Origin of the sequence: Thalassotalea insulae (assembly GCF_030161395.1) — a bacterium.
GTDB classification, from domain to species: domain Bacteria; phylum Pseudomonadota; class Gammaproteobacteria; order Enterobacterales; family Alteromonadaceae; genus Thalassotalea_E; species Thalassotalea_E insulae.
On record NZ_BSST01000001.1, the window covers coordinates 4,076,193 to 4,100,482 of the forward strand.

Annotated in this window: 21 protein-coding genes and 6 tRNA genes; 22 read left to right on the forward strand and 5 right to left on the reverse strand. The window is 40.2% G+C overall.

Going from position 1 to position 24,290, the window contains the following annotated elements; translation table 11 throughout:
* Positions 1-45: 45 nt before the first annotated feature.
* Positions 46-1,497: a pyruvate kinase gene (gene pyk, locus QQK06_RS18290; RefSeq protein WP_284246252.1), complete on the reverse strand. Its 1,452-nt coding sequence runs from the start codon at positions 1,495-1,497 to the stop codon at positions 46-48.
* Positions 1,498-1,544: 47 nt separating this feature from the next.
* Positions 1,545-2,393: a MurR/RpiR family transcriptional regulator gene (locus QQK06_RS18295; RefSeq protein ID WP_284246253.1), complete on the reverse strand. Its 849-nt coding sequence runs from the start codon at positions 2,391-2,393 to the stop codon at positions 1,545-1,547.
* Between the two features lie 292 nt (positions 2,394-2,685).
* Between QQK06_RS18295 and zwf the strand changes: the two genes are divergently transcribed.
* Genes zwf through QQK06_RS18320 form a run of 5 tightly spaced genes read left to right on the forward strand, consistent with a single transcriptional unit; the run spans position 2,686 to position 8,322 of the window.
* Positions 2,686-4,155, forward strand: a complete 1,470-nt coding sequence (zwf, locus tag QQK06_RS18300; protein ID WP_284246254.1) for a glucose-6-phosphate dehydrogenase — start codon at positions 2,686-2,688, stop codon at positions 4,153-4,155.
* Position 4,156: 1 nt separating this feature from the next.
* The gene (gene pgl, locus QQK06_RS18305) at positions 4,157-4,849 is read left to right on the forward strand and encodes a 6-phosphogluconolactonase (protein ID WP_284246255.1); all 693 of its coding nucleotides are present in this window, start codon (positions 4,157-4,159) and stop codon (positions 4,847-4,849) included.
* Positions 4,850-4,864: 15 nt separating this feature from the next.
* A complete protein-coding gene (gene edd / locus QQK06_RS18310; RefSeq protein ID WP_284246256.1) occupies positions 4,865-6,688 on the forward strand; it encodes a phosphogluconate dehydratase in 1,824 nt (607 codons plus the stop codon).
* Positions 6,688-7,665 (forward strand): glucokinase, encoded by a 978-nt coding sequence (locus QQK06_RS18315; RefSeq protein WP_284246258.1) that lies wholly within the window; start codon positions 6,688-6,690, stop codon positions 7,663-7,665. The genes edd and QQK06_RS18315 overlap by 1 nt, the downstream gene beginning before the upstream one ends.
* Before the next feature lie 9 nt (positions 7,666-7,674).
* Positions 7,675-8,322: a bifunctional 4-hydroxy-2-oxoglutarate aldolase/2-dehydro-3-deoxy-phosphogluconate aldolase gene (locus tag QQK06_RS18320; RefSeq protein WP_284246259.1), complete on the forward strand. Its 648-nt coding sequence runs from the start codon at positions 7,675-7,677 to the stop codon at positions 8,320-8,322.
* Positions 8,323-8,398: 76 nt separating this feature from the next.
* Here the strand turns inward: QQK06_RS18320 and QQK06_RS18325 are convergent, their stop codons facing one another.
* Together QQK06_RS18325 and fabA are read right to left on the reverse strand one after the other, a co-directional pair.
* Positions 8,399-9,619, reverse strand: a complete 1,221-nt coding sequence (locus QQK06_RS18325) for a GAF domain-containing sensor histidine kinase (RefSeq protein WP_284246260.1) — start codon at positions 9,617-9,619, stop codon at positions 8,399-8,401.
* Between the two features lie 227 nt (positions 9,620-9,846).
* Positions 9,847-10,362 (reverse strand): bifunctional 3-hydroxydecanoyl-ACP dehydratase/trans-2-decenoyl-ACP isomerase, encoded by a 516-nt coding sequence (fabA, locus tag QQK06_RS18330; protein ID WP_284246261.1) that lies wholly within the window; start codon positions 10,360-10,362, stop codon positions 9,847-9,849.
* Positions 10,363-10,510: 148 nt separating this feature from the next.
* Between fabA and QQK06_RS18335 the strand changes: the two genes are divergently transcribed.
* The 10 genes from QQK06_RS18335 (at position 10,511) to QQK06_RS18380 (ending at position 15,108) form a co-directional block, all read left to right on the forward strand.
* The gene (locus tag QQK06_RS18335; protein WP_284246262.1) at positions 10,511-10,795 is read left to right on the forward strand and encodes a RepB family protein; all 285 of its coding nucleotides are present in this window, start codon (positions 10,511-10,513) and stop codon (positions 10,793-10,795) included.
* Positions 10,796-10,926: 131 nt separating this feature from the next.
* Positions 10,927-11,571 carry a UvrY/SirA/GacA family response regulator transcription factor gene (gene uvrY, locus QQK06_RS18340; protein WP_284246263.1) on the forward strand — a complete coding sequence of 215 codons (645 nt, stop codon included), beginning with the start codon at positions 10,927-10,929 and terminating at the stop codon, positions 11,569-11,571.
* A 14-nt stretch (positions 11,572-11,585) separates the two neighbouring features.
* Positions 11,586-13,424: an excinuclease ABC subunit UvrC gene (gene uvrC, locus QQK06_RS18345; protein WP_284246265.1), complete on the forward strand. Its 1,839-nt coding sequence runs from the start codon at positions 11,586-11,588 to the stop codon at positions 13,422-13,424.
* Between the two features lie 115 nt (positions 13,425-13,539).
* On the forward strand, positions 13,540-14,118 hold the full coding sequence (gene pgsA, locus QQK06_RS18350) for a CDP-diacylglycerol--glycerol-3-phosphate 3-phosphatidyltransferase (RefSeq protein ID WP_284246266.1): 579 nt from the start codon (positions 13,540-13,542) through the stop codon (positions 14,116-14,118).
* 161 nt (positions 14,119-14,279) lie between these two features.
* Positions 14,280-14,355: transfer RNA gene (locus QQK06_RS18355), tRNA-Gly, on the forward strand.
* 56 nt (positions 14,356-14,411) lie between these two features.
* Positions 14,412-14,485: transfer RNA gene (locus QQK06_RS18360), tRNA-Cys, on the forward strand.
* 4 nt (positions 14,486-14,489) lie between these two features.
* Positions 14,490-14,576, forward strand: a tRNA-Leu gene (locus QQK06_RS18365).
* 90 nt (positions 14,577-14,666) lie between these two features.
* Positions 14,667-14,742 (forward strand) — tRNA-Gly (locus QQK06_RS18370).
* A 136-nt stretch (positions 14,743-14,878) separates the two neighbouring features.
* Positions 14,879-14,954, forward strand: a tRNA-Gly gene (locus tag QQK06_RS18375).
* Between the two features lie 67 nt (positions 14,955-15,021).
* Positions 15,022-15,108 (forward strand) — tRNA-Leu (locus QQK06_RS18380).
* 200 nt (positions 15,109-15,308) lie between these two features.
* Here the strand turns inward: QQK06_RS18380 and QQK06_RS18385 are convergent.
* Positions 15,309-16,556 carry a serine protease gene (locus QQK06_RS18385; RefSeq protein ID WP_284246267.1) on the reverse strand — a complete coding sequence of 416 codons (1,248 nt, stop codon included), beginning with the start codon at positions 16,554-16,556 and terminating at the stop codon, positions 15,309-15,311.
* Between the two features lie 358 nt (positions 16,557-16,914).
* On the opposite strand from QQK06_RS18385, the gene QQK06_RS18390 reads away from it, so the two are divergent.
* The 7 genes from QQK06_RS18390 to olsF all read left to right on the forward strand — a co-directional run bounded on the left by QQK06_RS18390 (position 16,915) and on the right by olsF (position 24,255).
* Complete coding sequence (locus QQK06_RS18390; protein WP_284246268.1) at positions 16,915-18,519, forward strand: ATP-binding protein; 1,605 nt, start codon at positions 16,915-16,917, stop codon at positions 18,517-18,519.
* Positions 18,512-19,087: a hypothetical protein gene (locus QQK06_RS18395; protein WP_284246270.1), complete on the forward strand. Its 576-nt coding sequence runs from the start codon at positions 18,512-18,514 to the stop codon at positions 19,085-19,087. The genes QQK06_RS18390 and QQK06_RS18395 overlap by 8 nt, the downstream gene beginning before the upstream one ends.
* Complete coding sequence (locus QQK06_RS18400; protein ID WP_284246271.1) at positions 19,080-20,414, forward strand: TonB-dependent receptor; 1,335 nt, start codon at positions 19,080-19,082, stop codon at positions 20,412-20,414. Before QQK06_RS18395 ends, QQK06_RS18400 begins: the two co-directional genes overlap by 8 nt.
* 113 nt (positions 20,415-20,527) lie before the next feature.
* A complete protein-coding gene (locus QQK06_RS18405) occupies positions 20,528-20,818 on the forward strand; it encodes a hypothetical protein (protein ID WP_284246272.1) in 291 nt (96 codons plus the stop codon).
* 25 nt (positions 20,819-20,843) lie between these two features.
* A complete protein-coding gene (locus QQK06_RS18410) occupies positions 20,844-21,539 on the forward strand; it encodes a response regulator (protein ID WP_284246273.1) in 696 nt (231 codons plus the stop codon).
* Between the two features lie 159 nt (positions 21,540-21,698).
* Complete coding sequence (locus QQK06_RS18415) at positions 21,699-22,505, forward strand: UDP-2,3-diacylglucosamine diphosphatase (RefSeq protein ID WP_284246274.1); 807 nt, start codon at positions 21,699-21,701, stop codon at positions 22,503-22,505.
* A gap of 49 nt (positions 22,506-22,554) precedes the next feature.
* Positions 22,555-24,255 (forward strand): bifunctional ornithine lipid synthase OlsF, encoded by a 1,701-nt coding sequence (gene olsF, locus QQK06_RS18420; RefSeq protein ID WP_284246275.1) that lies wholly within the window; start codon positions 22,555-22,557, stop codon positions 24,253-24,255.
* The last annotated feature ends 35 nt before the right edge of the window (positions 24,256-24,290 follow it).

Here is a 24,290-nt window from a genome sequence, read left to right on the forward strand (position 1 = left end):
ATAAAAAAGGCAGCAAATGCTGCCTTAATTATGCTTATTCAGCTATTAAGCTAAATGTGCTTTATTGATGGTTAAGATTTTTAAGGTATTGGTAGCGCCTACCGTTTCCATTAAATCTCCGTGAGTGAAAATAACTTTATCACCCACTTCTAATGATGACTGTTTGATCACGGTTTTAATAACATCTGTTGCCAGTTCATCATTATTACTGTCAGTTGAATCAAATAATACCGGATATACCCCACGATAAATTGCACTTTTATTTAAGGTTTTATCGTGACGTGATAATGAATAAATTGGTAACCCTGAGGTGATACGCGACATTAGCTTCGCGGTATGGCCAGATTCAGTTAAGGCGATGATAGCTTTAACCCCTTTGAGGTGGTTAGCGGCATACATGGCTGACAAAGCAATCGTTTCTGAAATTTCTGAAAACATTAGCTCGATACGGTGGCCTGAGGTGTTCACTGAACGGTGAGTTTCTGCACCAAGACACACGTCAGACATAGCTTTAACAGTTTCAACCGGGTATTTACCAGCTGCAGTTTCGGCAGATAACATCACGGCGTCGGTACCATCTAATACTGCGTTAGAAACATCCATTACTTCAGCACGGGTTGGCATTGGTTGAGTGATCATGGTTTCCATCATTTGTGTTGCTGTGATCACAACTCGGTTAAGCTGACGGCTGCGGGCGATAATATGTTTTTGTTTGCCAACTAGTGCCGCATCGCCAATTTCAACCCCAAGATCGCCACGAGCAACCATTACAACGTCTGATGCCAAAATAATATCATCTAACACTTTATCATCGTTAACTGCTTCAGCGCGTTCAATTTTTGACACTAAACGAGCATCGCAGCCTGCTTCTTGTGCTAATAGGCGTGCTTCACGCATATCTTCTGCATCACGCGGGAAAGATACTGCAAGAAAATCGACGTTGATTTTTGCTGCGGTTTTAATATCGGCTTTATCTTTATCAGTGAGTGCCGGTGCGGTTAATCCGCCACCTTGACGGTTAATGCCTTTATTGTTGGAAAGTGGACCACCAACGGTAACTTCAGTAAATACTGATGGGCCTTCAGTGTGCAATACTTTTAACTGAACCCGACCATCGTCAAGTAATAAAATATCACCGGTGGCAACATCATTTGGTAGGTTTTTATAATCAATACCGACTTTTTCCTGACAACCTTCACCTTTAGGTAAACTGGCATCTAATTCAAATTTGTCACCAACAGCAAGTTGAATGGGGCCGTCTTTAAAGGTAGAAACACGAATTTTAGGTCCTTGTAAATCACCTAAAATACCGACATAAATTCCTAGTTCTGCTGCGACCTCACGTACCATAGTTGCACGTTGGATATGATCTTCGGCACTACCATGTGAAAAATTTAAGCGTACGACGTTAACACCCGCTGCGAGTACTTGCTTTAACGTTTCTCTATCTTCAGTTGCCGGGCCTAATGTAGCAACTATCTTGGTTCTTCTAAGCATCTTAATCCTTAGTAATTAAACTAAATAATGTAAATTAAATTATTAGGTTATTCTTTACGTTCAAAGCGCGAGCTACGTAGGCTGTCTTTGACTTTCTTCAGGTTATCTCTAAATTTAGTGCCGCGGCGTAAAGTAAAACCGGTGGCTAAAATATCGATCAAGGTTAACTGAGCAATACGGGACGACATTGGCATATAAAGATCGGTATCTTCTGCAACATCAACTGATAACACGATATTACATTCTTTTGCTAATGGCGTACCTTCTGTGGTGATACCAATAACCGTAGCATCATTTTCTTTCGCTAAACTCGCCACTTCAACCAATGACTTAGTGCGGCCAGTATGGGAGATAACAACGACGACATCACCTTGTTGGCTATTAATAGCACTCATTCGTTGCATTAATATGTCATCGAAATACACTACTGGCACATTAAAGCGGAAAAACTTATTTAACGCATCGTGGGCCACAACCGCAGAAGCCCCAAGACCAAAAAATGAAATTTTATTCGCTTGAGTAAGTAAATCGACCGAGCGATTGATGGTGGAAGTATCTAAACTTTTACGGGCTAATTCCATGCTCGCCATGGTGGATTCGAAAATTTTGGCGGTATATTCATCCGCGGTATCGTGTTCGTCAACATGGCGGTTTACATAAGGAGTACCATTTGCCAGACTTTGCGCTAAGTGTAATTTAAAGTCAGGGTAGCCTTTGGTGTCTAAACGACGACAAAAGCGATTAACGGTAGGTTCACTAATATTGGCTTGTTTTGCTAATGCCGCAATACTGGCATGTATCACGGTGCTTGGCTGAGCTAAAATAACTTCTGCTACTTTACGCTCCGATTTACTAAATGTGTCTAGTTCGTTGGCTATCTTTTCTAAAATATTCATTTTTTTGACCCTAGATCTTTTTATTAACTGTAATTTATTTTCGCTGTTAATAACAGAATTAATGAAAGTTTATTTCATTTTTTATGACAATATAAATCAAAATGGCAATTTTTTGCAAATATTTAATACTATATCTAGCCTTTAAATAATAAGGTCAGTGTCTCAGTCGCTCAGTAGGATTAATTTGTAGTAAAATTACAAAAAGTGCTTTACTGAGCGTTCAACACGCGATAAATTAGGCGTAAATGTAGTTTAGTTACAATGAAATAATTAAAACAAGAGAATAGGTTTTATGAAGAACTCTGATTATCAGTCTGCGAGTGAAATCGTCATTTTTGGCGCTCTTGGTGATTTGTCCCGTCGAAAATTATTACCTGCGTTATATCAATTAGATCTGGTCGGGCTATTGAACCCGGAAAGTCGAATCGTGGCGGTTGCCCGTCAGGAAATGGATGCGAAGGAGTTAACGGAGTTTGTTGTTGAAAATCTTACGAGCTTTGTTAAAGAAGGCCTAGATAAAGAAACGTTGGCAAGATTTACTGCGCGCTTGGTTTATCAACAACTGGATTTTAAAGAAGGTAAAGCATACGCAAAACTCGCTGATATTTTAGCTGATGGCCATAGTACTCGTGTTTACTATTTCTCAACGCCACCGGCAATTTACGGCGATATCTCTGATGGTTTAAAGGCAGCAAAATTAATCACAGATAAAGATCGCGTAGTCATGGAAAAACCCATTGGTCACTGCCTTGAGTCGTCTAAGGTGATAAATGATCAGGTATCTCGTCATTTTAACGAAAATCAAATTTATCGTATTGACCATTATCTTGGAAAAGAAACCGTTTTAAATTTATTAGTATTACGCTTTGCTAATTCACTACTGACCAATAACTGGGATCGTAACAGCATAGATCATATTCAGATTACTGTTGCTGAAAGTGTTGGCATTGAAGGTCGCTGGGGTTTTTATGATGATGCCGGACAAATGCGTGATATGGTACAAAATCATTTATTGCAAATTCTCTCGTTACTGGCAATGGAGCCGCCAGCAGATTTAAGCGCAGAAAGTATCCGCGCAGAAAAATTAAAAGCGGTGAAAGCGCTGAAACCAATTGATCGCACTAATGTTAAAGATAAAACCGTCCGTGGCCAATATGCTGATGGCTTCTTAAATGGTAGCCCGGTTCCTGGTTACTTAAATGAAGAAGGGGCGAATAAATCTAGTCGCACTGAAACCTTTGTCGCGATAAAAGCGGAAATCGATAACTGGCGCTGGAAAGGAGTGCCGTTTTATCTGCGTACCGGTAAACGTATGCCAGCAAAACATAGTGAAATAGTCGTTCATTTTAAAGAACAACCGCATAATATTTTTAAAGACAGTTATGCAGATTTACCTGCAAATAAACTGACTATTCGTTTGCAGCCAGACGAGGGGGTTGAGTTGCAAATGATGAATAAGATCCCTGGTATCGCTAATCAAATGAATATCCACGAGAACAAGCTGGATTTAAGTTTTTCTGAAACATACGACAATCAGCGTGTTGTCGATGCTTATGAACGTTTAATGTTGGAAGTCATAAACGGCAATCAATCATTATTCGTGAGCCGTGACGAAGTTGAAGCTGCCTGGACTTGGGCTGACAGTATTATTGATGCGTGGCAAGCAACAAATGAAGCACCAAAACCCTATGCTGCTGGTTCGTGGGGGCCCGTTGCTTCTATCTCATTAATTGCACGCGACGATCGCCAGTGGGTGGAATAAGATGTATCAATTAAATGAATTTACACAGCGCAGTGAATTAGATGAAGCGCTTGCTGAAAACGTTGCCCAGTTGTTAATTCAGGCGGTAAAGCAAAAGGGCAAAGCCAGTATTGCAGTATCTGGTGGTTCAACCCCTAAAGGCTTTTTTAACGCGTTGTCACAAAAAGATCTGCCATGGCAAGATATTACGATTACCTTAGCGGATGAACGTTGGGTTGGTATAGACAGTGATGATAGTAACACTCGGTTAGTGCATGAAAACTTGCTACAAAATAAGGCGGTTAATGCAAAGTTCTTCCATCTCAAACAAGGGGATGAACTTACAGATGAAACCTTGGCGGATCTTAACTTGGCAGCAAAGTCGTCGATATTACCATTAGATGTTTTGATTTTAGGTATGGGAGAGGATGGTCATACTGCTTCATTGTTCCCTTGCAGCGAGCAAATTGCTCAAGCGTTATCGTCTTCAACTGCGCCATTATTAAAAGTGGTACCACAAACAGCGCCATATCAGCGCATTACCTTTAGTTTTGCTTATCTTAAACAAAGCAAAAACACCTTTTTACATATCAGTGGAACCAATAAACACGCGGTGCTTGAGCAAGCCATCGCAGGTAATGACAGCAGAGCTATGCCAATTCGGGCATTTTTACAGGATCCAGCGATAGATACCCAAGTTTATTGGGCGGAGTAACTCATGGCTATTGAAATGAATAAAGAAATTTTATCGATCACTCAGCGCATTGTTGAGCGTAGTAAAGGTTCGCGCCAAGCCTATTTAGCAAAAATAGATGCAGCGAAATCGACAACAGTACACCGAGCAAACTTGTCATGCGGTAATTTAGCCCACGGCTTTGCCGCCTGTGGTAAATCAGATAAAGATGTCTTACGTGGCATTAATCATTCAGATATTGCGATCGTATCGGCTTATAACGACATGTTATCGGCTCATCAGCCTTATGAAACGTATCCGGAAATTATTAAAGAAGCAGTCAGAGAAACGGGTGGTGTAGCCCAGTTTGCCGGTGGCGTCCCAGCGATGTGTGATGGTGTGACTCAAGGTCAACCAGGCATGGATTTAAGCTTAATGAGTCGTGATGTTATTGCGATGTCGAGTGCCGTGGCATTGTCACACAATATGTTTGATGGCGCTTTGATGTTAGGTATTTGTGACAAAATTGTCCCTGGTTTATTGATTGCTACTATGACCTTTGGTCATCTACCAACAGTATTTATCCCCGCTGGACCTATGCCATCAGGTATTCCAAATAAAGAAAAAGCGCGTGTTCGTCAGCAATTTGCTAAAGGTGAAATTGGTGAAGATAAGTTGTTGGAGGCTGAATCATCGTCTTATCATGCACCAGGAACATGCACCTTCTTTGGTACTGCTAATTCAAACCAATTAGTGGTTGAAGTGATGGGCTTGCATTTGCCAGGCGCTTCATTTGTTCCACCTAATACTCAGTTACGGGAAGAGTTAACTAAAGCAGCAGCGCGTCAGGTTACTCGATTGACTCAGCAATCTGGTAATTATATGCCCGTTGGTAAAATGATTGATGAAAAGTCAATTGTTAATGCCATAGTTGCATTGCTGGCAACCGGTGGTTCAACTAACTTAACCATGCATATTATCGCGTTCGCAAGAGCGGCAGGGATTATTATTAATTTCCAAGATTTTAATGATTTATCAAATGCTGTACCGCTAATCACTCGTATTTATCCGAATGGTTCTGCTGATGTTAACCATTTTCAGCAAGCGGGTGGCATGGCATTGTTATTTAAAGAATTGATTGGTGCAGGTTTATTGCATCAGGATGTTAATACTATTTGTGGTCCTGGCTTATCCCGTTATACCAAACAACCTGAGCTTATTGATGGTAAATTGCAATGGGTTGATAGCGTTGATGTGTCGGGCGATCCCGAGGTTATTGCAACAACAGCTAAGCCATTTAAAGCTGACGGTGGTTTAAAAGTACTTAAAGGTAATTTAGGTACTTCGGTACTGAAAACATCTTCATTGCGTGAAGGGAGTTTTGTCATTAAGGCGCCAGCGGTAGTGTTTGAAGATCAGCATGAATTAGAAACGGCTTTTAAAGCAGGTGAGTTAGAAAAAGACTTTGTCGCTGTAGTTCGTTTTCAAGGACCGAAAGCACGCGGTATGCCTGAATTGCATAAATTAACACCGCCATTAGGTGTGCTCCAGGATAAAGGCTTTAAAGTGGCGCTTGTCACTGATGGTCGGATGTCAGGGGCTTCAGGTAAAGTACCAGCGGCAATTCATTTGTGTCCTGAAGCATTAGACGGTGGCTTGATCGCTAAAGTAAAAAATGGCGATATGATCATGGTCGATGGTGAGTCTGGTGAGTTAACCTTATTGGTCAGTGAGCAAGAATTAGCGCAACGAGAAAATTCGCAATTTAATGTTAATGGTCATCATCAGGGCATGGGACGTGAATTGTTTGGCTTTATGCGACGTAACTTAAGTACTGCCGATACCGGTGCATGTTCATTGTTTGAAGGGCAAAATGACTAATGTCGGATGAAATATACAATTTAGTAGCCGATATTGGCGGCACTAACATTCGTCTTGGCTATTTCGTCCAAGACAACGTGGCGGCCAATATTAAGGTTTATCAATGTGCGGATTATGCCAGCTTATCTGATGTGGTTAAAACCTATATCAGTGAAATGGAATTAACCGGAAAAACGATTAACGCCTGTCTAGCTATTGCCTGTCCGGTGGAAAATGATCTGATTTCGATGACGAACTTGCCGTGGGAGTTCTCGCAATCTGCATTAAAACAAGAATTACAGCTTAATAAGCTAGTGTTGATCAATGACTACACTGCGATTGCGCATGCTATCCCACATTTAACTGATGAGCAGAAAGTGAAAATTGGTGGCGGTACGGCGGTTGAAGGTAAGCCTATTTCCATTTGTGGCCCAGGTACCGGTTTAGGGGTTGCAAATGCGCTCGCTATAGGTGACCAATGGCATGCGCTTGGTGGAGAGGGCGGCCATGTAGATTTTGCTCCGGTCGACCAATTAGAAAGTGAAATCTTAGCATTTTTATTTACCAAGTATGAGCATGTTTCTTATGAGCAATTATTATCAGGTTTAGGGTTAGAACAAATTTATCAAGCACTGAATCATATTAATAATGCTCAACAGCCGCCGCTATCAGCGAAAGAAATTTCTAGTAAAGCATTAACCAATGATTGCCCGTTATGTCAGCAAACGTTAACGCAATTTTGTCGTATTCTCGGCAGTTTTGCTGGTAACTTGGCATTAACTTTAGCAAGTTTTGGCGGTGTTTATATCGCAGGCGGTATTGTGCCGCGATTTATCGAATTTTTAGCGCAAAGTGAGTTTAGAAGTCGTTTTGAAAGTAAAGGACGCTTCGAAGACTTTAACCAAAATATTCCAACCTATGTGATCATCGAATCTCAGCCTGGTATTTTGGGAGCTTCAGCTTACCTTCGCCAATACAATCTTCAATATTTAGGATAAAGAGGAATTATGACCCTAACTAAAAAATGGCAAGTTATGCCTAAAGACCTTTTTGCGATGGGACCAATAGTTCCTGTTTTAGTAATTAAAGACGTTGAAGATGCATTGCCAATTGCAGAAGCGTTACTGGCCGCAGATGTCAGAGTACTGGAAGTTACTTTGCGTACTCCAGCTGCACTTGATGTTATCAGTACGATTGCCAAAGCGATGCCAGAGGCGGTAGTAGGGGCTGGAACGGTGACTAATCGTGAATTATTACAGCGTTCTGCTGATGCTGGGGCTAAATTTGCCATCAGTCCAGGGTTAACCAAAGATTTATTACAAGCGGGTAATGAAGGCGATGTTGCTTTGATCCCTGGAATTTCGTCGATATCTGAATTGATGGACGGTATTGATTATGGTTACGATCACTTTAAATTCTTCCCTGCGGAAGCATCGGGTGGTGTGAAAGCGATCCAGTCGATTGGTGGCCCATTTCCAGATATTCGTTTCTGCCCAACGGGTGGTATTAACCTTAATAATATTAATAACTATCTCGCGTTAAAAAACGTAGTTTGCTGTGGTGGTTCATGGTTAGTGTCCGATGAAATAGTTGCAGAAAGGAACTGGGGTAAAATTACCGAATTAGCGACACAAGCGTTAGCACATGTTCGTTAATTAACGTAAATATTCATTTAGATTGGTGATGAAAACACAGCTTACTTAAGCTGTGTTTTTATTATTAAGGGTTGCGTTAATTTGCTGGTGTTAAATTTGGCAACCTGATCTCAAAGGTACTGCCATTGGTGCTAGGTTTGAGCTTGATTGTACCTTTTAACTGCACTAATACCGTTTTTTGCACGATACACAGACCAAGGCCGATATGGCTGTGCCTTTTATCTGATCGAATACCTGGTGAAAATACCTCATTGGGATCATTTAACTGAAAGCCAATACCATTATCTTCAACGGTAAGTATAACTTCATCAGAAATGACGTTAGCGCTGATCAGCACCTTATTATCTTTACTATCATCAGTAAAAGCATGTTCAATAGCGTTCTCTACTAGCTGGGCAATAACGCTTTGTAGTAGCATCGGGATAGTGACAAATTTAATATCGGGTGCAATGGTGATGTGAAAGCCAACTTTTTCATGATAAGCGCGGTGATAACTTTTTTCCATATCGGTAAAAAACTGTTGTAAGTTTACTGCAACCCTATTCAGTGACAATTGCTCAGAGATATCACGAAATCGCTCGATCAGGGTCGAGGTTTTGGCCAAATTTGAATCTAATAACGCAGTGCATTGCTCTGTTTGCTGAACAAATTCAAGAAACTGATTTTTGGATAATGTTTGTTGTTCAAATCGTTTTTTTAGCTCGTTCAATTGACTGGTAATAACGCTAACGGCGGTAATTGACACACCTGTTGGCGTGTTGAGTTCATGAGCCATTGCACAGATCAGGTTTTCAATATGCTTAAGGTTTTTCTTTTCAAATAAGCGTTGTTGCAGCTCATAAGCGTGTAATTGTTCTTCCATATTGGATTTAATATGCGCCAATAATGCTTTGTATTCGTCTTTGGCGGTTCTTGCGTTACTGTCTAGTACGCAAATAGTGCCAAATGGAGTGCCATCGCTATAATTTAACGGCAAACCAAGGTAATAAATCATATTGAGTTTGATATCAGGGTTATCATTCCAGTCAGGGTCTGTTAGCGCATTATTAACTTCCAGCATCTTCTGGCTTTTGACGACATGTTCACAATATAAACCAGACCCATCAAATATTTCACTATCATTGATTTGATATGGATTGTGCCTATCCATATTCTTAGCAAACACTTTGATCTGATTATTCTCAAGTTTCATGATCAAAGCTGTTGGTACATGTAAAATCTTAGCGATTAAATTTAGCGTTTCAGACCATTGCTCTACCAGCAGGGTTGAATAATCAGGTGGCGCTAATTCCGTCATGGTAGTTCCCTGTAAGTTATAGACTTGGAGTTATTGTTTTATCTTCCTAGGTTAACTATAGGCATAGCTAAGCGGTTCGGCTATTTTTTGGATAGTTTTAGCTAAGCTATTAGCGATATTAAGTTCAGAGAGGGGCTTTTTCAGGAAAATACATGAGGGAAATAATGAGCGCGGAAAATCAAAAGGCCGTTAATAGTGATTATCAACGGCCAAAAGTTGATTCATTATTAAAATGAAGAGGTATCAGTAAATAAACCAACTTTAAGATCTTTTGCGCTATAAATCTCTTTGCCGTCAACACTGACTGTGCCATCGGCAATCCCCATAAATAACTTACGCTTGATCACACGTTTTAAGTCAATTTTATAGGTTACCTTTTTTGATGTCGGTAATATTTGTCCGGTAAATTTTACTTCACCAACACCTAATGCGCGTCCTTTACCTGGACCTCCCGCCCATGCTAGGAAAAAGCCAACCAGCTGCCACATGGCATCAAGACCTAAACAACCTGGCATTACCGGGTCGCCTTTAAAATGACAATCAAAAAACCATAAATCAGGAGTAATATCCAATTCAGCAATGATTTCGCCCTTATCAAATAAACCACCTTGTTCGGTGATTAAGTTGATGCGGTCCATCATTAACATGTTGTCAGAAGGAAGTTTGCTGTTGCCTTCACCAAAAAAATCTGTGGTACCAGCCAAGATCAAATCTTCTTTAGAAAATGAATTCTTTTGTTCCATGGGAAAATATTACTCTAGTTACTTAATTGAAAGGCGCTACTTTAGCGAACACCTGTACACTAAACAACTCTGAACAGTTAAATATTTTCATTAATTATTTGTGACTATCACTATTTATACGTAAAATACGGTTATACGTAACCAATTAATGATTGCAGATATGTTAGCTAATGAATTGAAAGATAAAAAGAAAAAAGCATTGACCAATGCAGAGAAACAAAAAAGATATCGAGAAAGGCAAAAAGAGAAAGGTAAGCAAGAAATGCGTGGTTATTTATCACCAGAAGCAAAAAAATGCTACCAAATGATTGCCGAGCAGACCGGTTGGAATGATAGTATTATACTCAGTAATGCGGTTAGATTAACATTTGCCGCCTATAAAAATGGCCAAATTGGCTTACTTAATAGCTGGTTAAAAAAGCATGAGCTGTAAAATGACGATTATTAAGTAAATATATTAGCTTTTGCTGAAATTAGATTGTGTTCCGCTGGAAATGCCATTATTCTTATCAGTCATCATGATCTATATGTTGTTAAATAGATAAAGTATAAGGTAACACTCCGTTGATAAATGTTTTGTTAGTAGATGACCATGAGTTAGTTCGCACTGGTATTAGGAAGATACTGGACGAAGTCAAAGGGCTTAAGGTTATTGGTGAAGCTCAAACAGGAGAAGAAGCGGTTCAGTTTTGTCGTAAAACTGAACCTGATGTCGTACTAATGGATATGAATATGCCAGGTATTGGCGGTCTGGAAGCTACGAAAAAAATTATCCGTTATGCCCCTGATGTTAAAGTCATTGTATTAACCGTCTATTGTGAAGACCCTATTCCGACCAAAGTGATGCAAATTGGTGCTGCCGGTTATTTAACCAAAGGTGCAGGGCCAGATGAAATGGTCAATGCCATTCGTGCAGTAAATAGTGGTCAGCGTTACTTAACACCGGAAATTGCCCAGCAAATGGCGTTAAGCCAGTTTAAATCTGCGGAAGAGAACCCGTTTAATGTGCTATCAGAGCGCGAACTGCAAATCATGTTAATGATCACTCGTGGTGAAAAGGTACCTAATATCTCAGAACAATTAGTATTAAGCACTAAAACTATTAATAGCTACCGCTACCGTATGTTTGAAAAACTTGGCGTTAGCAATGACGTTGAACTGACTCATTTGGCAATTCGTCATGGTATGTTAAAAACAGAAAAATTGTAAAATATTTATCAGCGTTGTCTTCTTCAAGCACACCTTTTGATCATCAAGCATTTCTCGCCTCTGTTTCTCAGCAAGCAGGGGTTTATCGTATGTATGACGGCCAGCAAACCGTTATTTACGTTGGTAAAGCTAAGCAGCTGAAAAAGCGCTTAGCAAGTTACTTTCGTAAAGATGTTGGCAGTAATAAAACTAAAGCGTTAGTAAAACAAATTGCTGCGATTGACGTTACTGTTACGCATACGGAAGGGGAAGCGCTGCTCCTTGAAAACAACTATATTAAGAAATATCAGCCGAAGTACAATATTTTACTGCGTGACGATAAATCCTATCCTTATTTGCTAATCACTGATCATAAACATCCTAAGTTAGGTTTGCATCGTGGTGGTAAAAAAGTCAAAGGGGATTATTTCGGACCTTATCCTACGGTTGGTGCGGTTTGGGAAAGTCTGAGGCTGATGCAAAAACTGTTTCCTATCCGTCAATGTGAAGACAGTTATTATCGCGCCCGCAGTCGACCTTGTTTACAGTACCAGCTTGGACGCTGCTCTGCGCCTTGTGTTGATAAAATATCTCAGCAAGACTATCAGCAGCAGGTAGGGCTGGCGAAACTGTTTTTAAAAGGCAAAAATTCAGAAGTTATCGATCAGCTGGTTGCAAAAATGGAAGCAGCAAGTACGGAACTTGCATTTGAGCAGGCAGCGAAATATCGCGATCAAATTGCTACTTTGCGTAAGGTCCAACAGCAACAGTTTGTTAGTGGTATCGCAGCAGAGATGGATGTAGTTGGTTTTTATCGTCATAAATCCCAAGTGTGTTTGCATTTATTATTTATTCGCGACCATAAAATTTTAGGTAGTAAGAGTTATTTTCCTACTATTCCTCTCGATACCAGTGATCAGGAAGTGTTGCAGGCATTTATTGAGCAGCACTATTTTGGTTTTGATTTAAAAACCGGCAAAGTACCGAAAGAGCTGGTGCTGCCATATAAACTCGAAAATGTTAAAGACATCGAACAGCTCTTATCGGAGCATGCTCAGCACGAGGTTAAAGTCTCTTATAATGTTCGATCAGAACGTGCTCAGTATATCAAATTAGCGAACACAAATGCTGAGACGGCACTGACAACCAAGAACAGCCATAAAGAATCGATGCAGGCGCGTTTTGCTGCGCTAAACGAAGTATTTGAATTAGATAACGGCATTAATCGTATTGAATGTTTTGATATTAGCCATACTATGGGGCAACAAACGATTGCATCTAACGTGGTATTTAACCAGGAAGGGCCGTTAAAGAGCGATTATCGTCGCTATAACGTTCATGGTATCACGCCGGGCGATGATTATGCCGCGATGGCGTTCGCGTTAAATAAACGCTATGGCAAAGTAACATCAACAGATAAAATGCCAGATATCGTTTTTATTGATGGTGGTAAAGGGCAGTTAGCCAAAGCAGAACAATTTTTCGCTGAACTGGATTTAGCGACAACACCTTTACTGGTTGGGGTGGCAAAAGGTGAATCTCGAAAACCCGGGCTGGAAACCTTAATCTTGGCGGGTAGCCATCAATTGATTTCTTTGCCTGGTAGTTCACCGGCATTACATTTAGTACAGCATATCCGAGATGAATCACATCGTTTTGCTATTACTGGTCACCGTGCTAAGCGACAAAAAGCCAGCAAGAAGTCGACGTTAGAAGAAATTCCAGGGATTGGTGCGAAGAAGCGTCAGGCATTGTTAAAGTATTTAGGTGGCTTACAGGAAGTTGTAAAAGCAGATGTGACATCATTAGCTAAAGTTCCGGGGATCAGTGATTCATTAGCGCAGATTATTTATGACGCCTTACATGACAAATAATTGCATATCTGTGTAGAATGGCAGAATAATAATTATATCGTGTGCTGTACTTTACTGGTCTCACCGCTGTTAATGACGAACTGCTACGATGTATAAATACTAAAGTGTGAAATGTATGTGGACTATCCCAAATCAAATTACTTTATTTAGAATAATTTTAATCCCAATTTTTATTATTGTTTTTTATCTCCCTATCTCTTGGAATCATTTCGGCGCTTTTGCGGTATTTTGGCTAGCATCGATTAGCGATGCGTTAGATGGTTATTTGGCAAGGCGATTAAATCAGTCATCCTCTTTTGGGGCCTTTATCGACCCCGTGGCTGATAAGCTCATGGTAGCAGCAGCGTTAATCATGATCGCGGTGGATTTTCAGCATTGGTATATTGTGGTACCTGCGATGGTAATGATAGCGCGGGAAATTTTTATCAGTGCATTGCGGGAGTTTATGTCATCAAAAGGTAAACGCGATATCGTCGCGGTGTCCCAGCTAGGCAAGTATAAAACAGCAGCGCAAATGTTAAGTATTATGGGATTAATCTGGCAGCCAAATTATGACATTCCGTTGATATTGTTTAACTTCCCGTATGAAATTTTAATGTTTGCTGCCTATGCCTTTTATTTTATTGCCACTATTTTAACCGTTTGGACCATGGTAGTGTATTTCAGAGCAGCATGGCCGGAGTTAAAAGGCTAAAATTTATGGTTAAAAACCAAGCGAAACAGCTTGTTGTCAGTTAAAAAATCATCATTTTAGACGGTTTTTGACCACTTGAAATAAAAATGAAATTAAATTGTTGACTCGTAAATATTTCAATGTAGAATGCACCACCAGTTGACAGGGAGTCAGCAGATGAAGCGGCTGTAGCTCAGTTGGTAGAGCATCACGTTGCCAACGTGAATGTCACGAGTTCGAGTCTCGTTAGCCGCTCCAACTTCTCTTTTAGAGAAAATTCTAAGGAATACTACTCAGCTCGTAGTTGATGAAACGGCGGGTTGGCAGAGTGGCTATGCAGCGGATTGCAAATCCGTGGACCTCGGTTCGACTCCGGGACCCGCCTCCATACTGCCCGGGTGGTGGAATTGGTAGACACAAGGGATTTAAAATCCCTCGCTGGTAACAGCGTGCCGGTTCAAGTCCGGCCCCGGGTACCATTTCATCCGCTAGAGTTGAATGTTGAATTAGAAAAAACAATGCGCTAGAATGCGCGACCTGAAAACTCTTCAGGTTTATGAAAACAATAAGCGGCTGTAGCTCAGTTGGTAGAGCATCACGTTGCCAACGTGAATGTCACGAGTTCGAGTCTCGTTAGCCGCTCCAATTTTCATAATATATTATTTAAAGCGGCTGTAGCTCAGTTGGCTGAACATTGTTTAATGTGAATGTCACTTAGGTACAGAGAGTGAGTCTCGTTACTTACTACCGCCATCCTGATGATGGATGTGAAACTTATAAAGCGGCTGTAGCTCAGTTGGTAGAGCATCACGTTGCCAACGTGAATGTCACGAGTTCGAGTCTCGTTAGCCGCTCCAATTTCTCATTGGAAAGTTAATGAGAGAGTAGGTCAAACCAATACCTACTATAAAAAACTTCCCTTATGCCCGGGTGGTGGAATTGGTAGACACAAGGGATTTAAAATCCCTCGCTGGTAACAGCGTGCCGGTTCAAGTCCGGCCCCGGGTACCATTTACTATTCTCAATTAATGATTAATAGCTTTCTTCAATTGTTTGGTATTTTCTTGTATTGATAAATGAATGATGAGTTGAAGCCTAGCTTATCGATATAAACTTGCCTGTTGTATTTCTAATTTTTTATATCTTATGATATACAAAAACCTGCTTGGTTAGAGCAGGTTTTATTGCTAAGGGTGATTATTAGGTATTGGTTAGTGAGCAAATACCGTTAGCTCAACATCACTGAAGTTAGTAAAGTCACTGAATGAAATTACCCATTCTCCCGCTTGTGGACGTTCAATAATGATCATTTCGTCATTGCCAATGTTTTCTGACGAGTAGAAATCACTAAAATCTTCGAAGTCAAACTCAAGATACTCATCTTCATAACTACCGTCTTCTTCACCTTCGATGTATTCAGCTAAGTATTCTGCTGAAATATCAACATCACCTTCGCCGCCTTTAGTTGCGATGTAAATCACGTTAATACCTTCAGGCACTTCCATAGAGAAAGACAAGGCTTCATCGTCGATTGAATAGTTGATTTTATCTTGAAATGCGATATAGCTTTCTTCGCCGTACTCACCGCCGTCACCATCTCCATAGTCACCACTGTCACCGGCTAAACCAGATGCAGGTTCATTGCCTGCCATAGCGCTGTCAATCCAATCTTTAAGTGCTGCGACATTGCCGTAAACACCGTATTTGTTTGCTGCGGCACAACCGTCGCCCCAGCTAACCACACCAACTTGATAAAATTCATTATTTTTAGCAAACATTAATGGGCCACCACTGTCTCCTTGACAGGAATCTTTACCGCCTTCTTTATAGCCAGCACAAATTTCAGTATCCTGAATTTGTCCGCTGTAAGCTTCTGCGCTATTACATACTTCATTCGTTACAAACGGCACAGATACTGCCATTAATTTATCGGGCATACTGCCACCTGAGGTTAAAGTGCCCCAGCCGGATACGGTTAACGGTGCTTTTTCTTTAATATTTGCATTAAAGAACGATTGATCGGCAAGTTTAATAATAGCGGTATTTGGATCGGTAATTTCCTGCTCTAACTTTAAGATGGCAACATCTTTTGAAAGGTTAGGATATTCCTGATTGGTATACGTCTTGGCAACTTTTATTGCCTGGCCAGAACCATCCGTTAAGCTGTGGGCGCCTACTCGTACCTGAATGTTAGGTGATTCACCATTAACGCCTTCCATACAGTGGGCAGCTGTTAAGATCAAATCTTGACCGACGATTGAACCGCCACAGAAATGTGAACCGTTCAAGTCCTGTATCGAAGCTTGATAAGGTAAAGCATGAGGTTTAACTTCTTCACCACCAACAATTTTAAGTGGACCAGCCAATTTATTGGTATTCACTTTAAAATTTGCTGGCTTGTCAGCCAATACAGACGTACTCATTAAAACAGCGATTGCGACTAATGATTTTTTTAACATGATATTATTACCTTTATTAGTGAATGATCGCTAAGCAAAGGAACTAACCTTTATCTAAGCAGCGTCATCACTTTAAATCGATTCAAGGCACAGGTTTTAGTGGCAAAATTCATCGTCGTGTATCATTTTGTAGGCAGCTAGTTAAACTATTTTACTTGGTATAACTCAAGGAGTCTCCAGACGAGATAGGGGGTGGTGGATATGACAGTTCGAAATTATTGGTGATGTTGATACAACGGGGAGTGTACAAATGGATACAAAGCGTTACCGCTGGCTAAATAATTATAATGGCTAATTAAGTAGCTAGCAGGCAAAATAGCCAAGTTAAAGTGAAGTCATATCAATAAGTGATAAGTATATGCACAGCATATTTTTTCGTATCTATATGGGGATGTTGGTAGCGATCATGTTAATTACGGTCGTTATTACCCTGTCTGTTTACTATTTAAGTAAGCAGCGCATAACTGATCATATCTATCAAAATTACAGTGGTACGTTTTATTTGATTTCGCAAGGGATAGCTCGCCACAGCGGTAGCCAAAGGCAGCAATGGTTGTCGGCGATTGAGCGGTTAAGTGACTTAAAATTTAAAGCACATGATTTTAGTGATAAAAAACTGACAGATCATCAATTAGGTCAATTAATAAAAGATAAATTTTATTTTCAAGTCGATAGCGCGTTATCCAGCAGTTATGTCTATATTTTATTGCCGGAGCAACAAAACTATCTTTCTGTTCAGTTAGATGATTTTGGTAGTTCATTAGTGCGTATCAGTGCGTTTTTAATGTTAAATGAATTAGGGCGTCATAAGAAAACCGAACGACCAGATGCCTTAGAGGGGTTACGCAGCCGATTTAATTATTCAATTCAGCTTAAAAGCTTGATGGATATTAATGTCAGTATTACCACTTTACGCACCATTAAAAAGGGGGACATTGCCGTAGTGGTAAATGTCTCGGGTGTCAGTGGCTCGACCATGACAGCTTATGCACCGATAGGTAATAGCCCCTATGTCTTAGTACTTGATAATATTCCTTTTTTTGACTGGTTCCCGTTATGGCTAATTATTGCAGTTGCCCTGATGATGCTAATATTCATGGCAGCAGCCAGTTTCTATTTAGTGCGGCCGTTAGAGCAACGCTTGGCAGAAGTTGATCGACAAATAGAACAAATCGGTCATGATAAGGAAGTCTCTGAAAGTGCTCCTATCGGATTTGATGCCATAGGCAAACTCTCCAATACCGTGAATGCGATGGCTGCTCGTATCCATAAGTTAATCGATGCCCAGGATGATATGGTCAGGGCGATTTCACATGAGCTACGTGCACCGATCACCCGTATCCGATTTCGTTTAGCGTCGATGGAAAATCAATTTGTAGAACAGCAACATATTCAAGGTGTTGAGCGAAATTTAGATGAACTGGAAACGTTAATTGATGAAGTACTAACGTTTTCTAAGCTGAAGAGAGAACGCCCTGAGTTACAGCTAGATGCAGTTAACATTGAACATTTGTTGCAGGAGCTGCTCAAGAAGCAGGCGCCCTGTGGTAAAACGATCACGCTTGATGTTAGTGAACACCAGGTGTTTGCCGATCAGCGATTTCTCACACGGGCAATTGAAAACCTGTTATTAAATGCGATGAAGTATGCTAGTACAAAAATAGCGGTTAAATTTTTTGTCGACCATAATATGAATACCTTATGGATAGAAGATGACGGTCCGGGGATCCCTAAGTTGATGCGTAACGACATTTTTCAAGCGTTTAAACGTATTGACGCCAGTCGAAATCGACAATCGGGCGGATATGGATTAGGGCTTGCAATCGTTAAGCAAGTTGCTCGTTGGCATGGAGGTGATGTCACCGTGCAGGATAGTAAATTTCAAGGCGCTAAATTGGTATTTACCTGGCCAAGGAATATGGTTAATTGCCGTGAAACAAATGGAGCACAACAAGGTGAATAATAGCTATTTATTCCTTGTTTTATTATTTTTTATTCGCTCTGTGTTTGCACAGGGCGAAAGTGCACTTGAATCACAATTAACTGAGCTTGATAAAGCGATAGGCAAAGAACAGTTGGCAACACTTGAACAAGAGCAGGCGATATTAGAGTCGATGGAAGAGGTAGTTGAGCAACTGGATTTATTAACGATAGATAAGCAGCAACGGCTATCAGAGCTTAAGCCGCTTTCCAAACCACAACAATATATTGAGCAACAGGATGAATTTGAATTGCTTGAACAAGGCTTGCTTGACGACGGTTTTGATGATTTGGATATTGAGCAAGAACTGGCTGATGAATTAGATGACTTAGTGCTCCCGAAAAAAATTTTAAAGCAACACTTGCCCGTTGATAAAAAGCTTTTGAATAAGCCTAAAAGTGCGGTTGGAGTACAAGGGGAAGAAGAGCTGATCATCAATCAGTTGGATAATAGCAACTTAATGGACTTTGATGCACAAAGCGACGTTTGGTTACCAGAAGTCGAAAAATTTCCAATGATAAAACAAAGTGAGATTGACGATATTGAATAAATTTATCTTAAAGTTAGTGGTACTTAGTTTGCTAAGTGGCTTGATGTTACAGGTAAATGCGGAGCAATCAGAGCAAAACACCAAATTAAAGCAAGCGATAAATTATAGAAAAACGGGGAATTACCAAAAAGCCCTTGATGTATTGAGTCTGCTTCGTAGCGATAATTTTGTCCATAAGCGTATAAATATTGAACTGGCGCTAAATTATATCAAGTTACATCAGTATCAAGATGCCGAGCAGGTGATACAACACTTGCAATCATTGTCTTTATCACAAAAAGAATCGGAAACTATTAAAAAAATCACTCGCTTACTGGAGAAAAAATTAAATCAAACGTTGTCAGTGCATAATTTTTCGCTGGATCTTGGTGCTGGTTTTGGAATTGATCAAAGCAAAAATAGCTATACGGTTTATCTGTATGATGAATTTCAATATCAAGAAGAATATTGGTTCGATGAGGGGAGTAACGCGGATTTGGCTGTTGATGCTGATTATGACTATGTCGAGTATTATGAAACTGATGAATACTGGGACAGAGAACGCGTTAGTGAGCAGTCAGAGGTGAGTTATCAGCGTTACTTTGTTAATGGTAATTATCGCTATCGTCCTGACTATAGTATCAAGCTGTTTGGTTATCCTACTTTATTTACTTTTGATAATGATTTAACCATAGATAATCGTCATTACAACCAAGAGTCGAATAGTCAGCACACTAATTATCAGTTGGACTCGTCACTATATTTATTACAAATTGATCGCTGGTTATTTGAGCTTAACCTACAGGCAAGTAATTATCAGCGCTCAAGTCAGCATGTATTACAGAAAACTCGTGGCCGATTAGCGTTAACTGTACCTTTTGGCCCAGCTAAAGTGAAATTGGCCGTCGATAGACAAAACAATGATTATCATAAACTATTACAAGCTCATGATGCAGGTGTGACCACACCATGGATTGAATTGTCTTATCGTGTTGCCAGTCAATTTCGATTAATTACCGGATTTAAGTATCGCAAGCAAAAAGCGGATGATGCCTTTAATTCTTACGATAATAGACAGCTTTATCTGGGAGGGTATTATTTGCCATCCTCAACGTTTAGTGCTTATTTGTTATATCGACGCGATCATCTGCATTATGTCATTGATGATCTTGCGTTAGTTAATTGGGCAAAAGAAGATAAACGTTCGTTGGCTTTTGGATTAGGCTACCAAATTTTGCCTAATTTAACCTTGAGCTTAAATGCTGATATTGGCGATAAGCAGATAGAATTAGGTTTTGGTGATGATGATTGGCGAAGAGTTGAAGCGTCGATTATGTATCGCTTTTAATGTTATGGCTATTTGTACAATTGGATACATTAACCTACAAAAGCTAACTGGTTAGCCGCTGATAAATTTGCTGCAATAAGCGTGAACTTAGCGCAAATTAAGTGAGAATTGCCATGAGAAAAATTTTTATAATGATGACTATGTTAGTTAATGGCTGTGCAGCCGCACAAAGCGTTTCTGCTATTCACGGGATCAAATATCAGCAGCAGAAATTGCATATATTAGTGACTTCTACCGGGTGTACCACAGAAAAGTCTTTTCGGCTTTACTGGCAAGCGCAAAACTTAACCATTGTCAGAGTCAAAGCGGATCATTGTCGGCGGATGCCACATAAACTTTGGCTTGAATTTGATGTGCCAAAAGAGAAAGCAAACTTTACATTGACTAATAGCATCAATCAGTAGCCTGAATGAATAACGAGTAGTTGTAATGAGCGTAAATACTATATTAATGATAGATGATGATGTCGAGCTAACGGAGCTGGTGAGTCAATATCTGCAAACCAATGGCTTTGAGGTGCATTATTCTCATCATGGTCGTGATATCGACACCCTGATAGCTACCCATCAACCTGATGTTATCGTGCTTGATTTAATGCTGCCAGATATTGATGGATTAACTATATGTAAGTCGATAAGAGCCGATTTTTCAGGCGCTATCATTATGCTAACGGCATTAGGCGATGATATTGACGAAGTAACTGGCCTTGAAGTTGGCGCAGATGATTATTTGGCTAAACCGGTAAAACCGAGAGTGTTATTAGCGCATATACGTGCACAGCTTCGTCGGCAAAGTCAATTGCAGTTAACGCATCAGGAAACCAGCATTTGGTGCTGTCATGATACGGTTAAACTCGACACTGGCAGCCGTTCGGTGGAAAGCCATGGTCAGGAAGTTATTTTATCGAGTGCGGAGTTTGATTTACTTGTGTTGCTTGCCAAACATGCGGGTAATACGGTTACTCGAGAATCGTTACATGAACAAATCTTTCGTTTGCCCTATGATGGTATTGATCGCTCGATTGATTTACGCATTTCTCGCATTAGGAAAAAGTTGGGTGACGATCCTAAATTACCCAGTTTAATTAAAACTGTGCGCAATGTTGGTTATCTGTTAGCAAGATAATCAACGTTTTGTTAACTCCAACCTGTTTTCGCTATTTATTTGCTGAAACTTCTATTGTCACATCAAGTTAAAAAAAACGTCACAGAAGTGTAAAAAATTCCCGCTAGTTTTGTGATTAGCCAATGCTTATGTAATAAATTTGCTATCACAGGACACATTATGTCGAAAATGCACTATAAAACCGTGTGGTTATCTGACATTCACTTAGGGTGTAAAGATTGTAAAGCAGAGTATCTGCTTAATTTTCTTCAGCAATGTCAAATAGACACATTATACCTAGTAGGCGATATAGTGGATCTGTGGGCGATGAGCAAACAGTTTCGCTGGCCTAAAGACCATAATAAACTATTTCATTATTTATTGTCTCTTACGGCACAAGGGACACGGGTTATTTATTTACCCGGCAATCATGATGAACCACTTCAGCAATATGATGGTATGAATTTTGGCGATATTGAAATTCACCGCAGTTATACTCATACCACCGCTCAAGGGAAGAAACTACTGATACTACACGGAGATCAATTTGATCCACAAGTGTGCTTTGGTCCACTGCATTCCTGGATTGGCGATGTGCTTTATGATTTCTTATTGTTTCTTAACCGTTGGTACAACTGGTGTCGGGTTAAAACTGGTCGACCATACTGGTCGTTAGCGAGTCATATCAAACGCAAACTAAAAGGGGCGAATCAAGCGATTTCCCGATATCGTAATGCCTGCATAGCAATGGCAAAAAATCAGGGGTTCGACGGTATTGTTTGTGGTCATATTCACCATCCTGAAATTGTAGAGCAGCAAGGGATTTTATATCTCAATGATGGTGACTGGGTTGAAAATTGCTCGGCAATCGTGGAAACACAAAGCGGTGAGTTATCACTGGTGTATTGGTCATTTGTCACTAAGGCTAATCATTTGGTGGATGTATCAGCGAAACCTAAGGTAGTGAACGGACGTAAGGTTGCATAAAGCAATGATGAACACTATTCCTTTCAAATTTAACTAACCCGAGAATAATATGTTTAGCGTTAATGAAGTCGTCAACAAACATTATCCAAAGGTTGCAAATCGCCCTTGGCTGTCGAAATCCGTAAATTTTGCCTTGCGTCACTTATTACATGAAAGAGAAATTTCTGAGTTTGGCCAATATTATCCCCATTTATTAGGGATCGATTTTGTCGAGCAAGTGTTAGAGTATTTTAATGTTAGTTATTCCGTTAGGGATAACGAAAAAGAACGTATTCCAAGTCAGGGACGTGTGGTGATCATCGCAAATCATCCAATTGGCTCAATTGACGGCTTAGCACTGATAAAACTGATCAGCGAAGTTAGAAGCGATATAAAAGTGGTGGCTAATGAAATGCTAATGGCGATTAACTCACTGCACGATGTTTTATTACCGGTTAATAATATGCAGGGGGGGACTGCGAAAGAGTGCTTGCGAAATATAGATGCGCATTTGCAGTCTGATGGTGCCTTGTTAATTTTTCCTGCTGGTGAGGTTTCTCGTTTATGTATAGAAGGGGTGAGAGATAACAGTTGGCACAGCGGTTTCTTACGTATGGCAAACAAAGCGAAAGCACCAATTCTACCGATATTTATCGATGCAAAAAATTCGCCGTTATTTTATGGGGCCTCGATGATCTACAAGCCACTATCGACATTGTTGCTGGTTAAGGAAATGTTTAAGCAACGTCGTAAGCATTTGCCAATGCGAATAGGTGAATTGATCCCGTATGAGTCTTATAACTCAGCGCGCATTGCGCTACCCCAGCAAGTTAAATTATTAAAAAAACATCTGTACCGTATTGGTTGCAATAAAAAACCAATATTTGGCACGCAAAAAGCAATCGCGTTACCAGAAGAGCGACAAGCACTGACTAAAGCGATTAAAAAAGCCTGCACTGTGCTTGGGGAAACAGCGGACGGTAAGTTGATTTATCTTTATCAGCATAATGGCAGTTCAACTATTATGCGAGAAATTGGCCGTCTTAGGGAAGTGGCATTTCGCGCCGTTGGTGAAGGGAGTAATAAACGAAGAGATGTTGATCATTTTGATAGTTACTATTTTCACATAATTTTGTGGGATAAAGATGATTTGGAAATTATCGGTGCTTATCGCTTAGGTGATGCTAAAAAACTATATCACGACAAGGAGGGGCCCGGATTATACACTTCTACCTTGTTTGATTATAACGATGATATGTTGCCATATATTGAGCAAGGGCTAGAGCTAGGACGTAGTTTTGTTCAGCCTCAGTATTGGGGTAAGCGCAGTTTGGATTATCTTTGGTACGGTATTGGCGCATTTTTGAAAAGTCATCCGCAGTATCGCTATTTATTTGGTCCAGTGAGCCTAAGTAATAGTTACCCTCAAGCAGCAAAAGATTTAATGGTGCAATTTTATTGCTCACATTTTGGCGAACAACGATTACTAGCAAGAGCGAAAACTCCTTGTACCTTGCTACCTGAACTCAAAGACGTGTTTCCTGGGGAAAGTTATAAGCAAGAATTTACTAAGCTTAAGCACTTGTTGGCTAATATGGGCGTGACAGTGCCGACACTTTATAAACAATATTCTGAGTTATGTGAGCCTGGTGGAGTGAAGTTTTTAAGCTTTAATATTGACCCTGATTTTAATGACTGCATCGATGGCCTGGTACTAGCAGATGTCTCGATGCTAAAAGAGAAGAAACGCCTGCGTTATATCGGCGATTAGTGTTAGTTATCAGGCAATGCTTTAGAGCTGATACT

Excerpts from the sequence above, each read along its gene's own strand:
- pgl (WP_284246255.1), top strand. The coding sequence starts at position 4,157 with ATGTATCAATTAAATGAATTTACACAGCGCAGTGAATTAGATGAAGCG.
- olsF (WP_284246275.1), top strand. The coding sequence starts at position 22,555 with ATGTTTAGCGTTAATGAAGTCGTCAACAAACATTATCCAAAGGTTGCA.
- QQK06_RS18315 (WP_284246258.1), top strand. The coding sequence starts at position 6,688 with ATGTCGGATGAAATATACAATTTAGTAGCCGATATTGGCGGCACTAAC.
- QQK06_RS18295 (WP_284246253.1), bottom strand. The coding sequence starts at position 2,393 with ATGAATATTTTAGAAAAGATAGCCAACGAACTAGACACATTTAGTAAA.
- QQK06_RS18335 (WP_284246262.1), top strand. The coding sequence starts at position 10,511 with ATGATTGCAGATATGTTAGCTAATGAATTGAAAGATAAAAAGAAAAAA.
- QQK06_RS18385 (WP_284246267.1), bottom strand. The coding sequence starts at position 16,556 with ATGTTAAAAAAATCATTAGTCGCAATCGCTGTTTTAATGAGTACGTCT.
- QQK06_RS18405 (WP_284246272.1), top strand. The coding sequence starts at position 20,528 with ATGAGAAAAATTTTTATAATGATGACTATGTTAGTTAATGGCTGTGCA.
- edd (WP_284246256.1), top strand. The coding sequence starts at position 4,865 with ATGAATAAAGAAATTTTATCGATCACTCAGCGCATTGTTGAGCGTAGT.
- QQK06_RS18320 (WP_284246259.1), top strand. The coding sequence starts at position 7,675 with ATGACCCTAACTAAAAAATGGCAAGTTATGCCTAAAGACCTTTTTGCG.
- QQK06_RS18410 (WP_284246273.1), top strand. The coding sequence starts at position 20,844 with ATGAGCGTAAATACTATATTAATGATAGATGATGATGTCGAGCTAACG.
- QQK06_RS18325 (WP_284246260.1), bottom strand. The coding sequence starts at position 9,619 with ATGACGGAATTAGCGCCACCTGATTATTCAACCCTGCTGGTAGAGCAA.
- QQK06_RS18390 (WP_284246268.1), top strand. The coding sequence starts at position 16,915 with ATGCACAGCATATTTTTTCGTATCTATATGGGGATGTTGGTAGCGATC.
- pyk (WP_284246252.1), bottom strand. The coding sequence starts at position 1,497 with ATGCTTAGAAGAACCAAGATAGTTGCTACATTAGGCCCGGCAACTGAA.
- pgsA (WP_284246266.1), top strand. The coding sequence starts at position 13,540 with ATGTGGACTATCCCAAATCAAATTACTTTATTTAGAATAATTTTAATC.
- zwf (WP_284246254.1), top strand. The coding sequence starts at position 2,686 with ATGAAGAACTCTGATTATCAGTCTGCGAGTGAAATCGTCATTTTTGGC.
- QQK06_RS18415 (WP_284246274.1), top strand. The coding sequence starts at position 21,699 with ATGTCGAAAATGCACTATAAAACCGTGTGGTTATCTGACATTCACTTA.
- fabA (WP_284246261.1), bottom strand. The coding sequence starts at position 10,362 with ATGGAACAAAAGAATTCATTTTCTAAAGAAGATTTGATCTTGGCTGGT.